Here is a 16,029-nt window from a genome sequence, read left to right as displayed (position 1 = left end):
TTTGGATTACGACGGCGCCGGACGGCCGAGATCGGTGGCCAAGGGGGCGACGGTCCGCCCGACGAGGAAGATGGAGGCGGACCATGAAACGCACGCCTTCACGTCGCGCGTTGGTGTTGATCGTGGTAATGGTCGTCATCGCCATGCTCAGCTTGGCTGGCTTCACGTATGGCGAGCTGATGTTCGGCGAGCATGAGGCCGCAGTGCTGCACGGCAAAGCGCTGCAAGCCCGGGTGTTGTCGGATTCCGGCATCGATCTGGTGAAGTCGGTGCTGATGGAAGACCCTGCGCTCATCGAAGAAAACGGCGGCCTGTACGACAACGCTGGGCGCTTTCAAGGCGTGCTGGCGATGGACGAAACCACCGGCGAGGAGCCGGGGCGGTTCAGCGTGGTCGCGCCGCGGGTCGATCAAGGCGTACTCAGCGGCGTCCGCTACGGCTTGGAAAATGAATCCGCGAAATTGAATCTCAACGAAATCTTGCTGGCGGATTTGATCGAAGCCGACGGCGCGCGGAATCTGCTGATGAGCCTGCCCGGCATGACCGAGGACGTGGCCGACGCGATCTTGGATTGGATCGACGAGGACGACGATCAACGCGAGTTCGGCGCAGAAGCGGATTTCTATTCCGGCATGAGCCCGCCGTACGGGCCGAAGAACGGCCCGCTCGATACCGTGGAAGAATTACTCCTCGTGCGCGGCGTAACGCCGTGGTTGTTGTTTGGCGGCGACGTGAATCGCAACTTCACGCTGGAGGCAAGTGAAGAGGTCTATGTCGGCAACTCGGGCGTGGATAACTCGGACGGTTCGATGACCTGCGGCTGGGCGGCCTATCTCACGCTCTACAGCGCCGAGACGAATCTGCAATCCGACGGCACGCCGCGAATCAATCTCAATGAGACGGATCTGGAAGTCCTGCACGGGCAGCTTAAAGAAAAGTTCGACGACGAATGGGCGAACTTTATCATCGTGTTCCGGCAGAACGGGCCCATGGAGCTGGAAGGGCCGCCGCCGACGCCGCCGCAGAAGGTTGGGAGCCAAGCGCCGGATTTCGAAATCGAGCCGAAATACACCTTTAGCCAGGTGCTCGATCTGATCGGCAAATACACGCAAGTCACCAACCCGATGACGAACCAGGCGACCATCATCGATACGCCGTTTCCGGACAACCCGGGGCTGATCGCCACCTACCTGCCGCAACTGATGGACGCCGTGACCGTGGTCAAGGAGCCGGCGATCCGGGGACGGATCAACATCAACCAGGCCCCGCGCACGCTGCTGTTGGGCATCCCGGGTCTGACGCCGGACGTGGTGGAGAACATCATCGCCGATCGGACCCCGGAACCGACCGAAAACGAGCCGGAGTTCCGGCACGAGACTTGGTTGTTGACCAAGGGGATGGTGACCCTCGACGAAATGAAGGAATTGATGCCGCTCGTGACCTGCGGAGGCGCCGTCTACCGCGTGCAAGTGCTGGGTTACTTCGAAAACGGCGGCCCCACTGCGCGCGCCGAAGCCATTATTGACGCTACCTCCGGGACCCCGGGCGTAGTATTCTGGAGAGACCTGACCCACCTGGGGCGCGGGTTCGCGCAATGAGCGGGAGAGTAGGGGAAGTAGTTAGTAGGTGAAGTAGCAAGTAGACCGAGGCTCGGCACTACTTCACCTACTAACTACTTCCCCTACTAGCTACTTCACCTACTTCCTCCGCCACCTACTTCACCTACTTCACCTACTTACTACTCCACCTACTCCCCTACTTCCATATGTCTCGCCTAATCGCTATCGAATGGGACAATCGTGAGGCTCGAGTGGCCGTGGCCACCGAGAAGCGCGGGCAGGCCTCGATTGAGGATGTGTTCGCGATTCCGTTTGCGCCCACGACGGGTCCCAAGGAAATTGGCCGGCAACTGGCGGCGGGTTTGGCGGCGCGGCGCGTTCGCGGCGGCAAGGCGTTGGTGGGGGTCGGGCGGACCAGCATTGAACTCAAGCTGTTCAATCTGCCCCCTGCGCCGGATGAAGAACTGCCGGAGATGGTGCGATTCCAGGCGCCACGGGAATTCGCTTCCTGGGGCGAGGGCTGGCCGCTCGACTTTGTCGCCATCGCTGGCGAGGCCGATCAGCAACGCACGGTATTGGCCGCGACGATTCCGCCGGACGTTGTGAAGCACATCGAAGAGATTTGCGCCACGGCCGGACTGAAACCAGAACACCTGATTCTGCGACCCTGCGCCGCGGCGAGTCTGCTGGCGCGATCGAAGCAACAAACCAGTAGCGAACCACAGCTGCTCGTCGATTTGCTGGCCGACGAGTTGGACCTGACAGTGACGATCGCGGATCGCGTGGTGTTTACCCGGACCGCGCGGCTGCCCAGCGATGCTCTAGCCACGGCCGATTTCGCCAAGCCGCTCGTGGCGGAAGTGCGACGTACGCTGGGCGCGGTGCAGAATCAGCTGGGCGGTCGTCGCGTGGAGCGGGTCTGGCTGTACGCCGGCGGGGACGAACACGCCGAGCTCGCGCGTCACCTGTCGGAATCGCTGAGTCTGCCGACCGAGGTCTTCGATCCGTTTGCCGGCGCGGCAAACGCCGAGCGATTGTCGATGGCCAAGACGCCGCACCGCGGGCGCTTCGCGCCAGTTCTGGGCATGTTGCTCGACGGCGCGAGTGAGACGCCGCACGCCATCGATTTCCTGAAACCCAAACGACGGCCGGAGAAAGCGTCTCAACGTCCGCGGATGCTGGTCTATGCCACGGCCGCGACGCTGCTCATCGCGATGGGCATTGGCTGGTACTCGTGGTACGTAGCGAGCTTGGACAAGCAGATCGCGGATTGGAATCGACAAAACGCCGCCAAGCAAAAGTTGGTCGATCAGTACACGCAGGTCGTCGACCGCGTGACGTCAATCGACGCCTGGCGCGCCGGCGACGTGCCCTGGCTGGAAGAAATGAAAAGTCTGGCCGTCAAGCTCCCGCCGCCGGAGGACGTGATGCTCACGGAAGTGCGCTTCGCGTCGCAGCAGGGAGGCGGCGGGAAGATCGAGTTCGACGGCCTGGTCAAATCGCTCGACACGGTACAGAAGGTCGAGAACGGCCTGCGCGACGCTGGGCATCAGGTGCAGAGCCTGGGCACGTCGCGCGATACGGAGACCAAGCCGTATGAATGGGACTTTGGCACCGAAATCATTCTGCCGGCCGTGGAGGCCCCCTAATGCAAAAGCGAGAGAAGCAACTAATGGGGGTGGTGGTCGCGCTCGTGGCGGTGCTGGCCGGCAATTGGCTGTATGGCAAGGTTCGCAGCTCGATCAACGCGCGCACCAATGAAATCACACGGCTGAGCGGCGATGTCACGAAAAAGGACAATCAAATTAAGCGCGGCAAGCTGGCCGCGACCAAGCTGGCGAAGTACGAATCGCGGGCGCTGCCGTCCGATCCGGAATTGGCCCGCGCCGCTTATAGCGCCTGGCTGCGCAAGATCGTCGGCGAAGCGGGTTTTGAAGCGCCGAACGTCGAGCCGCCCACGCAGGCGACGCCGAAATTCTTGATGTCGGCCAACATGCGCACGGCGAAAGGACCGCGGCCGATCGTCTATCACCGCCTGCCGTATTCCGTGCGCGGCAAAGCGACCCTGGAAGAACTGACCAAGTTCTTGCACACCTTCTATTCGGCCGGGCACCTGCATTTGGTGCGTTCGCTGACGATGACGCCGCAAGAGAGCGGCAAACTCGAAGTGAAGATTACGATCGACGCTTTGGTGCTACCGGACGCCGATCGCAAGGACGCCCTCAGTAGCGTGCCGGGCGAGTCGTTGGCCGGCACGTTCGAAGAATACCGCGACGTGATCACCAAGCGAAACACGTTCGCGGCCTACAAACCCGCGCCGCCGAAGCCGCCAGAGAAGTCGTCGAAGCCGGACCCCGCGGTCGACCCGGCCCGCTTCGCCAAGGTGACGGCAATCCTCACCGATCCGGAGCTGGTCGTGTGGATTCACATGGAAACCACCGGCAAGCTGTTCAAGCTCGCCGAGGGTGAGGAGTTCGACCTGGGCGAGGAACGCCGCGGCAAAGTCCACCGCATCCATCTCACCACGCGCACCGTGGAACTGCAAATCAACGACGAAAAGAAACTCTACGGCCTCGGCGACAAGCTGACCGAGGGGAAGCCGTTGGGGACGGAAACAGCTGCGCGGTAGGAAGTGATGAGTGCGGAGTGATGAATGATGAGTAGGGAGGCGAAGCAGGCAATCATGTGAGTGGGTGAGACGCTTTTTAACCCAGAACATCGCATTGCCACGCACTTCGTATCTGCTTACATTCTCATCAACTCCGCTCCCTAAATCATCACTCATCACTCCGCACTCATCACTTCCTACCATGGATCCCGCCCGGTTTCGTCGCAAGGTGCTGGTGGACTTGATTGCCAGTCCCTGGACGTTGATTCCCGGGGCCGGCGGGTTGAGTTTGCTGACGATCTCCTGGGGCCTGGATCAAGGCGCCGGCTGGCTGGCCTTTGTCGGCGTGGCCGGATTGTTGACCAGCGTCGGTACGTTGGCCACGCGATGGTTGTTCCAGCACGACGCCATCGCCGAGGACGCCTTCGCCGCGATTCAGCGCGAGGCAATCGACCAACAGGAACGGCAGCTCGATCAACTCTCCGAGCGGCTCTCCGTCGATCACGATCCGCGCGACGAGCAGAGTCTCAAATATCTGCGCGACCTCTATGACGCCTTTCGAAAAGACACCGCTTGGACGAAGCGCCTGGAAGGGCGCTCCGTGTTGGAGATCAACTCCCAGGTGGAAAACCTGTTCCGCGCCTGCATCCTGTCCTTCGAGCGCTCGCTGGAACTGCGCGATACCGCGCATGGGATGCGGACCGCCGACGGGCAGCGCAGTTTGTTTGAAGCCCGGGAGCGGTTGCTGGAGGAAATCAACCAAAGCATCCGCCAATTGGCCGGCACGCTCGATAACGTCAAAGCGCTCGCCCTGGCCCAGGCGCCGGCCCACGACTTGGCGCGTCTCCGACAGGAACTGACCGCGAGCCTCGACGTGGCGCGGAAGGTCGAGGAACGGATGCAAACTCTCGAGGCCGAACTCGGCCACCCGCAGGCCGCGGCGCCGCGCGACGTGGAATAACCGCTACGGCCGGAATTCCGCCGGACTTGCGCCCTGTTTTCGGCGCTGGCGCACCTTGCTCCCTGTGGGAGACGACTCCTGTCGCCGATGGAGTGGGCGGCGCTGCCGAGAGTTTCCTCTTTCGGTTGAAAAAACGTCCGCTCTCCCTCGCTGGCGCTACGGGCTGGTGTTGCCGGCGCGTGATCGGTTTGTGTTGGAATCGCTGACGGTAGCTGGTTCTCTCCCCCGTAGGACAGGGTATACTTTCGGGCAACTTCCTCACGCCCGGCACATTTGGGAGATCATCGCGTGTTTGGAGCCATGGGCAGATATCTGCGGGCCTTCGGGTATTTGATTACCGGCCGCATCGACTCGGCGCGCAAGGAACTGTCGTCGAATCCCTACGTGATTCAGGCGACCTACGACCGGATCGTGCAGGAAAAGACGTCGCGCATCAATCAATACAAGACTGCCGTCGCGCAGATGATCGCCCAGGAAGAAAAGAAGCTGGCGACCGTGCGCACGCTGACGGAGGAAACCAAGCGTCTGGAGCAGCTCAAGGAAGGGGCCGCCGGCAAGGCCAAGAGCGTGGTCGACAAGCTCAAGGGCCAAGGGGTCTCCATGGAGGAGATCAAGAAGAACGAGGAGTACTTGAAGTGCCTGGGCGCCTTCAATGATTTCTCCACGACGCTCAAAGAGAAATACGACCGCATTGCGGAACTGGAAAACGACATCAAGCAGCTCCAGGACAACCTGGGCAATCACAAGGTCCAGATGCAGCAATTGCTGCGCGATCTGGAGAAGCTCAAGGAAGAAGCCGCCGCGACCGTGGCCGACGTAATCACCGCCAAGGAAGAGGAGGAAATCTCCAACATCCTGGCCGGCATCAGCGAGGACCGCTCGTCGAAAGAACTGCAGGATATGCGCGACCTGCGCCAGGAGTCGAAGGCCAAGGCCCGCGTTTCGCGCGAGCTGGCCGGCACCGACACGAAGCGGCAGGAAGCGGAGTTCCTCGACTACGCTAACAAGAGCGCGTCGAGCGACGAATTCGATAAGCTGATCGGCCTCGCCGCCGAAGCGGACAAGCCGTCGGCGGAACAAACCGAATCGCAACGCGTGGAAACGCGGCTGCCGGAAGCGTAGGTCAGGCTTTCCAGCCTGACGGTTGCAACGAACCATTGGCGCGAATACGTCAGGCTGGAAAGCCTGACCTACAACACATCGCCTCTTGAATGGAGTGCCCGAATATGACCCACTCACACCCTGCGTGGATGTTGACGTGCTTGATGGCGCTCGCCGCGGCGGGCTGCGGCGGCGGAGCGACGACGGCGACGCCGGCGACCAGTTCCGCTTCCGACGCGCCGGCCGACATGCCGTCGTTTTCGCTGGCCTGGAGCGAGTACCCCTCGTGGAGCGTGTTCGGCGTGGCGCACCGCCGCAAGCTGATCGACGGCGCCAAGGGCAAACTCGGGCCGATCGAGGAGAAGTGGAAAGTCGATATCGAATTGAAGCAGGCCGACTACGATCCGTGCTTGCAGATGTACGCCTCGGCCTCTTGCGACGCCGTCTGCATCACCAACATCGACATTCTTTCGCCGTCGGTCTCACGGCCGGGCGTAGCGATCCTGCCGACCAGCACCAGTGACGGCGCCGACGCCTGCATCGTCGAAGGCATCGAGGACGTCGATCAACTTCGCGGCCACAAGGTCTTCGGGTTGCCGAAGAGCGTGTCGGAGTATTGTTTCGTGCGTTGCCTGGAAGAACTGGGCAAGAACGAGGCGGACTATGAATTCGCCAGTAGCGATCCCGGCGCGGCGGCGCTGGCCATGCAGCAAGGGCAGGAAGAATACCAGGCGATCATGGTTTGGAATCCGTACGTGCTGCAAACGCTGCGGACCCGCGAGAACACCAAAGTGCTGTTCGACTCCACAAAGATCCCCGGCGAGATCATCGACATGGTCGTGGTCGGGCAGGATTCACTCAAGAAGCCCGGTGCGGACGCTTTCTGCCACGCGGTGATCGATTGCTACTACGAGATGAACAAAATCATCGAGGCGCCGGCGACGCGGAATGAAGCCTTGGTGCAGATCGGCGAGGATTTTTCGGACTTGAAGCTTGAAGACATGACCCTCGTGGTGCAGCAAACGAAGTTTTACAAGACGGCGGACGAAGGTTCGCACGTACTCGGCGGCGGCGAGTTACCGAAGACGATGGAAACGGTGATGAGCTTCTGCGAGAAGCACCAGATGTTCGACGGATCGCCGAAGCTCGGCTTTGGGGCGGCCAAAGACGGCGAGCAAGTCAACGTTCGCTTTGACGACTCGTACATCAAGGCGGTGAAAGCCTCGACCGCGGCTGGCGGCACGGAATAACGCATGATTCGGCAGCCGATTTCGTTTCGTGCGCACATTGCCCTGGGCGTGGTTTCGGTCGTGGTGTTGCTGACCGGATATACGGCGCTGTCGTATCGCCAGCATCAGCGGAATCCCAGCGACAAGACAATCCCGAATTGGTCGCAACTCGCCGACGGCGTCACGCGGGTATTGAAACCGCAAGATCGCTATGACGGCGCGTCGTGGCTGTGGACCGACGCCAAGGCGACGTTCACGCGTCATTTCTCCGGCCTGGCGATCGGCGTGCTGGTCGCCGTGGTGCTGGGGCTGGGGATGGGCTGTTTCACGCCGATCGAGGCGCTGTTGCTGCCGCCGCTTTCTTGTTTGGCGAAGATTCCGCCGACGGCGATGCTGGCCGTGTTCTTCGTGCTTGTCGGCACCGGCATGGAGTTGTACATCGCGATGATCGCCTTCGGCGTGATTCCCACGCTGGCCCAGTCGATCTATCAATCCGCCCGCACCGACGTGCCGGAGGAATTGATCTACAAGGCCTACACGCTCGGGGCGAGTCATCCGGAATTGATCTGGAACGTCACGTTCAAACAGATTCTGCCGCGGATCATCGAGGCCGTGAGGCTGCAAGTCGGCCCGGCGATGGTGTATCTGATCGCGGCGGAATACGCGATTGGCGACATCGGCTTCGGTTTCCGACTGCGCATGCAACAACGCTTGAGCGACATGAGCACCGTCTACATCTACCTAGCCGTGTTGGCGGCCGTTGGTTTTCTGATGGACTACTCGCTGACCTGGCTGCGAAGGCTGCTGTGCCCCTGGTTCGGGAAGTAAACGGGAATCAAGTTCCGTTCTCATCACTCATCACTCCGCACTCATCACTTCCCCGCATGCACGACATCGTCCTCGAATGCCGCGGCGTCAGTAAGCGATTTGGCGATCATGCCGTGTTGCATGACGTGAATTTGAAGATCGCGCGGGGGCAGATTGTGTCGCTCGTCGGGCCTAGCGGTTGCGGGAAGTCAACGCTCCTCCGCGCGATCCTCGGCACGCATCCGCCCGACTCAGGTGAAGTGCTGATGAACGGCAAGCCGATCACTGGGCCGGGACGCGATCGCGGTATCGTCTATCAACGCTACGGGCTCTATCCATTTCTCACCGCACGGCAGAACGTGGCCTTCGGCCCGATGCTAGACGAGACGAACCTGGCCTACCGGTTTTTCCAGTTTCCGAACTGGCTCAAATTGCGAAAGCAGCACTTGGCCGGCGCGGATGATATGCTGACGCGCGTACAGATGGGCAAGGCGTTGCATCGCTATCCGGAGGAGCTCTCCGGCGGGATGTGCCAGCGCGTGGCGATTGCCCAGGCATTGATGATGAAGCCGGAGATTCTGCTGCTGGATGAGCCGTTCGGCGCGCTCGACGAAGCGACGCGCGAAGAAATGCAGGAAATGCTGCTCAAGCTCTACGCGGAAAATCTCGCCGCGAAGGCGGCCGGCAAGAAGCCGCCTTACACGATTCTGATTATCACGCACGAGTTGAACGAAGCGATTTACGTCGCCGATCGCGTGCTGGGCTTATCCCAACATTGGCGCTGGGAAGACACTGGTGGCCCGTCGCATCCGGGCGCGACGATCATCTACGACGCCGTGTCGCCGGTGTTCAGCAAGGACGTCGAAGCCGAAGCCGCGGCGTTCGTGCGGCAACGCGAAGAAATGCGGCGCGTAATTTTCGAACCATCGGAACGCTTCGGTCGCGAGAGCCACACGCGCTTCTGGCAACAATGCGCCGCCGGAGCAGGCGTCGGCATGATGGCGCCGATTCCGTAGGTCAGGCACCCTGTTGAAAGTCGACGACGCTGCCCAATCGACTTTCGCCGCTGAAGTCGGGAATCGATGCAGGCTAATTGCCTGACAGAATCGACGCCGTTTCCCGTCAGGCAATTTGCCGGCATGGGTTTGGGATGTGGCTACGTCTTATAGTTGCGCCGAGTTCTTGGCCTTCGGCCAGGGTGCCTGACCAACGCCGGGCGCCTACGCCGTGGCGTTCGGAGCAGGCTCCTCGTTCAAGAGCGCGCGGCCGCTCAACCAGAGATGTTGCGGCATCAGCCCGATGCCGGCGATGAGCAGGTGGCTGACCGCGGCGATGCCGAGCCATTTCAGTACGCCTTCAGTGAAGCCGTACGAATGGAGGCCCACGCCCAGTTCGTTCACGCCGAACCAGGACCAGCAGGTGCAGATGTTGCCGAGGATGGCCAAGATCGCCAGCCCGCGATCGCCGACCATTCGACCCCAACGGGCATGCAGCACCAGCGCGTTCCAGAGGACGATCATCAGCGCGCCGTTTTCCTTCGGGTCCCAACCCCAGAAGCGGCCCCAGGAATCATCGGCCCACAGTCCGCCCAGCACGGTGCCGATAAAGCTGAAGAACATGGCGAAGCAGATCACGCTGTAGATCATGCCAGCCAGAGTCTTGCTGAGCCCACGATCGAGCCCGGGCGTACACACTCCGTAGATGATGTAGGCAATGCCCAAGAGGCCGGCCAGCAACGTCGTGGCGTAACCGAGTGAGACGGTGACGACATGCGTGGACAGCCAGAACTGCGTATCGAGCACCGCTTGCATCACGCCGATCGTATCGCCGTCGAGCGATAGGTAATGGGCGACGAGCAACGTGAGGAAGCCGGCCGCGGCGCCAACCATATTTGCCAGTCCGATCCGGAAGATCGATTCGAGCACCAAGGCCAGTGCGACGCACGCCCAGCCGATGAAGACGGCCGAGCTATAGAGGTTCGTCACCGGAGCGTATTGCGAAATGTAGACGCGGGCGATGATCGCCACGGTGTGGACGAGCAGCGAGAAAGCAAACAGCCAGGTCGCCGTCGTCTGAAACACGTGCAACGAACGCAGGCGCGGCAAGGCGGCGAACATGCCGATCAGGGAGAACAGGAAGCAGACAAAATAGACGATCGCCGTATAGAAGAAAGGCTCCGCGCGATTGAACGCCGATTCGGCCCCAATCCGCGTGGCGCCGTACTCTTGCGGCGGTGCGGCGCCCAATTCGTTCCGGTACGCGGCCACGTCGCGGTTGAAGGCCTTGGGGTCGGCCTGCGCGTAGGCGGTGAAGATCTGGCTCCATTGTTCCACCGCGGGGTGAATCTTGACGTTCGCCAGCGGGGCTTTCGCGGCTTCGTCGCCTCCGTGCGCGCGCATGATCTCGCGCCGCCACAGGTCGAACGTGGCGGTTGAATAGGCGGTCCACTTGCCCGTCGCGTCGTCCGTCGGCGGGATCGCCAGCGGCGGCGTGCCGCGCTCCAGGAACTCCGCGCGCTGCATGGCCGACATCACGTCCTCTTGTGCATGGTCCGGACGAATGACCGTGGCCGAGAACGCCTGCCGTAACGTGATGACTTCGCCGAGCTTCTTTTCCAGTTCCAGCACCTTGCGCTGGTAAGCGCTCAACTTTTCCGGCGGCGTCTTGCGGGCTTCCTCGGCTTGCTCCTCGAGCACCGGGAGCTTGTCCTGGAACTCTGTAATCGCGTAATAGTGCTGTTTGCGGCGTTCCAGTCCGAGCGTGGCGAGCAAGTCCAGGTGGTCGATGCGGAAGACCTTGTACGCCATCGCCTCGTCGGGACGGGCCAAGAGATCGGCCAACCAACGAATGGCCGGCTGCTTCTTGCCGTTTACGTCGCTGAATTCCAGTTTGCCGGAAAGAATGCGGAGCGTGTTGCGCGCCACGGTATCGAGCGGCTTGACGCGCCCCTGGTGCGCAACCGGCAACTTGCCGAAGGCGTCCAGATCCATCCCGGCGTGCGGCTTGAGCGGCTTCATCGCGTAATAGCTGACGAACATCGCCGCCAACAACACCGCGCCGGTGGCAAACCAACGCTCACGTTTGCCGATCCACGATTCGGCTTGCTCCGCATTCAGACGCCCGCGCCGGACCCTCGCTACTTCTCCAGTGCGCTGCACGGCTTGGTGCATCGACTCGAGGAAAGCCGGACCGGCCGTGCCGCGATCCATGCGATCGAGAAAACGTCCGAGTGTCGACATGAACTGCGCGAACATGCCCGTGAAAACGATCATGCAACTGATGTAGGGGATCATCCAGCCGAAGTTGGAGACCACGCTGAGCGTGGTGTACTCGGCGCCGTCACGCGGATCAAGGTAGTAGCTACTTTGGTAGAACGTCTCGTCCGCGAAGCGGAGCGGTTCGTTCATCTTGATATGCACCTTGGGCCGATCGACGCCGCGCGAGCCGTCGACCAGATGCACGTCGGAGGAGTAGTTCTTCGGCGTGCTGGTGCCGACGTAGTCGTCTTTGCGGACGTCGAGCAATTTCAGCGAATACGGCTTGTACGTACGCAGGTGGCGCAGTTCCAGGTCGTAAGACTTATCAGCGACCGCGGACTTCTCCGAGGCCTTGTTGACGCTGAAGAACAAGCTGACCAGGTGCGTGCCGAGTTCTTGTTTGGACTTCTTGTCGAACAACCGCACATAGGCCGAAGGGTAGTTGATGCCCTTGCCGGTGTCGGTGCCAGAGAGCGGACGCGCGGCGCGGGCGACCAGGTCCTTGCCAAGCCCGGCGGTCGCGAGGTTTGTGTCTTTTTCCGTCGGCTGGTCCAAATTGGTGTTCTCCATGAACTCCACGATCTGGATATCAAACGGCAGCCGCGGGTCTTCGATCCGTCGGTTCTTTTCGGTGAGGAACGATTTGGGAATCGAGACCACGGTATCGCGGTCAGGGTTCGTGCGATCGACGACGGCCAGCTCCACGGTGCGAATGTCGCTCACATAGTGCAGGGTTTCCCCCTCGCGCATGGTGACCTGTCCTTCCACTGCCCAGAAACTGACGACGACTTCGGAGATCATCATCAAGCCGACGCCGCTATGCAGCAGCACGATGCCGGCGCGCTTCTTGAACAGCAAGTAACAGCCGGCGAACAGCACCGTGGCGACGGCTTGCCCTTTCAGTAATTGCCAGAGGATCCGCATGCCGGAATCGTTGAGCCGCGCGGTATCGCCGCGCCAGACGAGCCAAGCGGTCAGCGCGCCGAGTACGAGCGTCGCGACGCCGAGGAGGATGCGTTCCCACCGGCGCGAGGCGTCGAACTGAAACCAGGCGTAGCCCATGGTGACCGAGACCAGCACGAGCGAGCTGACGAAGACGCGCCAGAGAATCGGCCACGGGATGAGCGACGCTTCCAAGATGCCATCGCTGCTGAAGCCACTGGCAATGGCGACAAACAACGACACGACTCCGAGGCCAAGCACCGCCAGTCCGGCGAGCAACCGCGTTCCCTTCGCCTGAACTTTGAAGCGCACCGCGTGGGCGGCGAGTAGATTGATGATCATCGCCACGCCAATCGTCGCGCCGCCTGGAAACAGGAACATCCCGGGAACTTCCTGCAACGTCGGAAAGAACGAGCGCGGAAAAAAGACCTGGCAAGGAATCCAAACGGACCAGGCGCGGAAGTACTTATGCAATACGTCGAGGATATCGAGATTGACCTGAGCCAACGTGCCGGCGAAAACGAGAAAGATCGCCAACAGAAACAACACGATCGTGACCCGCAGCGACGCAAGCGGCGCAAGCAGCATCCGCACGAATTCCAGGGCGGATGTATCGCCGTGCGTGGGCGATGTCGTGCGCGCGGGGATTTCCGTGTATTCGCGAGGCGTGGCAACGTCGGTGGCCATAGTTTATTTCCGATGCGAACTTGATGGCTAAATGGGCAGCGCCGCAAACGACGCTACCGAGCGAACGGCGCGGACATGCCGCCGGTGGATAGTTTGCCGCGCAGATTTGTGACAAGCGCCTGTTCACTGCCAGTGAGCTCGATCGTTTCGAGCTCGCCCTCGGCGCTGCGCATGCTATCTAATGTCGAAGGCCCGAGGCCCAACTGGCCGCGCCAGCGGTTCAGGTTCATAAGCAGGTAACTGTCGGCGTCGCCACCTTGGTTCGGCAACGAGGAGATCGCGAGTTCCAAAGGAACGTCATCGATTTTGAAAGCCAGCGTAGCGAAACGCATCGCCCGCGGTGCGCCTTCGGTCCAGCCCTCCGGTAGCTTCCAAACGGGCGATTGGTCGGGGCCGGTGAAATCAACCGTTTTCAAGAAGTTGACGAACGGCTCGCGCGCCGCGGTCACTGCGGCCTCGGGTCCAGTGAGCTTAAAGAACCAACCTTGTTGCGGACGCAGTACGATGGCGCCCAGCATACGGTCCGGACCCGTGGATGGATCCGTAGTAGCAGCCGGCTCGGTCTCGGCGGAAGCGGGACTCTCGGAGCCAGCGCTGATGGGCGGCTCGGGCCGAGCGGCCTCTTTGGCGACCGTATAGGAAGTGATTTCCTCTTGTTTGCCACAACCGGCGACCAGCGCGGCGATCACCAGCGACAAGGCCGGTAAAAATGGCCCACGATGCATCCGAACACTGCTGTACATGCCCACGATGGAAATTTCCTCAATCAGGGTCGCTTACCACCCCGAAAGGCGATAGGAACGGCGACGTAAAGCCTTGCTGAATAACGGTTTTGCTGGGCGTGCCGGCAATAAGGTGGGAAGCCAGAGGTGGTGGCTCGGCCGGCGACATTCGGGCGACGCTAAGTACTACCCGATTATAGTGACGCGAGCGGCGGAAAGTATACCCAAAGTGCAGCCGCGAAGGCACGATGCGCCTTCGATATGGGATCCCTTTTCACGGCGCAGATACGTGTCGCACAAGGATCACTTCGCAGCGCGAACGATCACGTGCGACTTCGCAATTGTCATTCGGCCAATGTCGTCGCTTCACCGAATCACTGACGACACGCAATTGCCGAGACGCTCAAATGCGTGAATTCATCCGCATGCGACATGCTTAAAGCAACGACTTAGCGATTGCAACGTTCCTCGCGGAATTCGCGCGACCGCTTTGTCAAGAGTTTTAAGTGGAACCGTAAACTGCGCGAATTGCCGGCACGCCTTCGCGGATGCCATGCCCCGAAACGCCAGCTTTGGGCTTGGCATTGCTGATGGAATTCGCGCAGCGCGTGGTTTCACACAAGGAGCGGTGACGCCTTGAAGGACGCGCCGCCTTACGTGGCAAATCGTCGAAAACCCTCGATTTTCAGGGGAAAACGCGATGTTTTCCCCGCGCCACGAGATGAGCGCCCGATACCGTCGCGGAGCGACGCAAGCACCCGCAGCCACAATTTGCTGTGAAGTCCGTCGCTAGAAATGCGAGCGCTCATTCGTCCCCTGCACGCAAGATGCGTTGCAGTAAGCGCTCATCGATGCGGCCGCGAAAGCGCTCGCGATCGTCGATCCAGACGACGGGAACGCACTGGTCATAGCGCGCACGAAGGTCCGGATCGAGATCCACATCGATTGCCGTGACGGGAATGCGATAGCGCGTAAGCAACTCATGCGCCTCGTCACAGAGATGGCAGCCTGCGCGCGTGTAAATCGTCGCCGAGTGTTGCGTCATGCTTTGAGCCCAAGAAGTTTGTTTGCGCCGTGCGCGCGACTCGCTGCGCGCAACGCATCAAGCGTTCGCACGGCGGTGCGAATTCGCGCGCCTTGTAGCCATCATGGCACGAAAAACCAATCCGGCGAGGTCCCGTTTTGGCGCCCCGCCTCGTCCCGGATTGAAATTCGTAAGTCCATTGCAGTAAACAACTTGCGGTGTTCACTTGATTTTGTTTTTGCTGTCGCGCTAGTATGGGAGAGTCGGCTTTGTCAGGCGGCGCTCCGCGGGATGTCGGGGGCCGCAGGGGGCGGTGAAAGCACCCCCAATTTGGATCGGCAGCCCAATCGAGCCTGCCACCCAAGGAATGGATCACAAGGAGTCGGAAAACCAGATCGAGCGGTGTTGTAATGCGTCGGGGTCAACGAAGCGTCGTCTCACAGAAGTCCCACGAAACGCGGCTGGCCTATAACCATAGTTCCGCCCGCGCCAGATCCCCACAACGGGGGGTTCCGTTGAATACCCGGGCGCGCAACAGCCAGCGGAACGCTCAATTGCCGTTCGTGCCGCCCGAAAACTGGTACGAGCCGGTCGGTGAGGCCACCGACTACCGCTTTGTGGTCCAATCGCCCGGTGAGGGCTTTCGGCACATTCTGACGCCGGACGAGGTCCGCGAACGTCTAGCGGACTTGCCGAAGAAGTTCGTGGCCCCCCTGGAGGTGGTGCAGCTTAGCCGGATGACCCGGAAAAAGCAGAGCTTCCCGTGTTACGGGATGCAATGGGGGACCTGCATCTACCTGTATCCGATCGAGGAATCCTTGGTCGAGTACTACCACCGCCCCCCCCGGCCGAGCCAGTATACCGAGGCGATCCTGTACGGAGGCCGCTGGGAGGAGGACGCCGACGGTTGGCGACTGATCTGGACCGAATCGGCGATCAAGGATTTCTATCTGAACAACATCCTGGTGCATGAACTGGGACATTTGCTCGATGAGCGGAACACCAGCTACACCGACCGCGAGCGGTACGCCGAATGGTTCGCCATTCAGTATGGTTACCTGCCCACGCAAGCAGAGCGCCGCCCGTCGCGCCAGTTGGAGCAGCGCCGACGCCACGCCAAGAAGTAGACGGG

The 16,029-nt window shown here is 61.1% G+C and carries 12 protein-coding genes; 9 read left to right on the top strand and 3 right to left on the bottom strand.

Going from position 1 to position 16,029, the window contains the following annotated elements; genetic code table 11:
* Positions 1–83 precede the first annotated feature (83 nt).
* The 8 genes from SGJ19_11110 (at position 84) to SGJ19_11075 (ending at position 9,281) form a co-directional block, all read left to right on the top strand.
* Complete coding sequence (locus SGJ19_11110; protein ID MDZ4780793.1) at positions 84–1,598, top strand: type II secretion system protein GspK; 1,515 nt, start codon at positions 84–86, stop codon at positions 1,596–1,598.
* Positions 1,599–1,765: 167 nt separating this feature from the next.
* Positions 1,766–3,208 carry a hypothetical protein gene (locus tag SGJ19_11105; protein MDZ4780792.1) on the top strand — a complete coding sequence of 481 codons (1,443 nt, stop codon included), beginning with the start codon at positions 1,766–1,768 and terminating at the stop codon, positions 3,206–3,208.
* Positions 3,208–4,188 carry a hypothetical protein gene (locus tag SGJ19_11100; GenBank protein ID MDZ4780791.1) on the top strand — a complete coding sequence of 327 codons (981 nt, stop codon included), beginning with the start codon at positions 3,208–3,210 and terminating at the stop codon, positions 4,186–4,188. Before SGJ19_11105 ends, SGJ19_11100 begins: the two co-directional genes overlap by 1 nt.
* Positions 4,189–4,369: 181 nt before the next feature.
* Positions 4,370–5,128: a hypothetical protein gene (locus SGJ19_11095; protein ID MDZ4780790.1), complete on the top strand. Its 759-nt coding sequence runs from the start codon at positions 4,370–4,372 to the stop codon at positions 5,126–5,128.
* A gap of 288 nt (positions 5,129–5,416) precedes the next feature.
* Positions 5,417–6,250, top strand: a complete 834-nt coding sequence (locus tag SGJ19_11090) for a hypothetical protein (protein MDZ4780789.1) — start codon at positions 5,417–5,419, stop codon at positions 6,248–6,250.
* Positions 6,251–6,354: 104 nt separating this feature from the next.
* Positions 6,355–7,479, top strand: a complete 1,125-nt coding sequence (locus SGJ19_11085; GenBank protein MDZ4780788.1) for a hypothetical protein — start codon at positions 6,355–6,357, stop codon at positions 7,477–7,479.
* A gap of 3 nt (positions 7,480–7,482) precedes the next feature.
* Positions 7,483–8,286 (top strand): ABC transporter permease subunit, encoded by an 804-nt coding sequence (locus SGJ19_11080; protein ID MDZ4780787.1) that lies wholly within the window; start codon positions 7,483–7,485, stop codon positions 8,284–8,286.
* A gap of 56 nt (positions 8,287–8,342) precedes the next feature.
* Positions 8,343–9,281, top strand: a complete 939-nt coding sequence (locus SGJ19_11075; protein ID MDZ4780786.1) for an ABC transporter ATP-binding protein — start codon at positions 8,343–8,345, stop codon at positions 9,279–9,281.
* Positions 9,282–9,485: 204 nt separating this feature from the next.
* Here SGJ19_11075 and ccsA read toward each other — a convergent pair whose 3' ends face one another.
* The 3 genes from ccsA to SGJ19_11060 all read right to left on the bottom strand — a co-directional run bounded on the left by ccsA (position 9,486) and on the right by SGJ19_11060 (position 14,918).
* Complete coding sequence (gene ccsA, locus SGJ19_11070; GenBank protein ID MDZ4780785.1) at positions 9,486–13,151, bottom strand: cytochrome c biogenesis protein CcsA; 3,666 nt, start codon at positions 13,149–13,151, stop codon at positions 9,486–9,488.
* Positions 13,152–13,204: 53 nt separating this feature from the next.
* Entirely contained in the window at positions 13,205–13,876 is a 672-nt protein-coding gene (locus SGJ19_11065) for a hypothetical protein (protein ID MDZ4780784.1), read from the bottom strand.
* An 802-nt stretch (positions 13,877–14,678) separates the two neighbouring features.
* Positions 14,679–14,918 (bottom strand): glutaredoxin family protein, encoded by a 240-nt coding sequence (locus tag SGJ19_11060; GenBank protein MDZ4780783.1) that lies wholly within the window; start codon positions 14,916–14,918, stop codon positions 14,679–14,681.
* A 494-nt stretch (positions 14,919–15,412) separates the two neighbouring features.
* Between SGJ19_11060 and SGJ19_11055 the strand changes: the two genes are divergently transcribed.
* Entirely contained in the window at positions 15,413–16,024 is a 612-nt protein-coding gene (locus SGJ19_11055; GenBank protein ID MDZ4780782.1) for a hypothetical protein, read from the top strand.
* The last annotated feature ends 5 nt before the right edge of the window (positions 16,025–16,029 follow it).

Source organism: Planctomycetia bacterium (genome assembly GCA_034440135.1).
Classification (GTDB): domain Bacteria; phylum Planctomycetota; class Planctomycetia; order Pirellulales; family JALHLM01; genus JALHLM01.
This window is presented reverse-complemented; position numbering and strand designations above follow the sequence as displayed.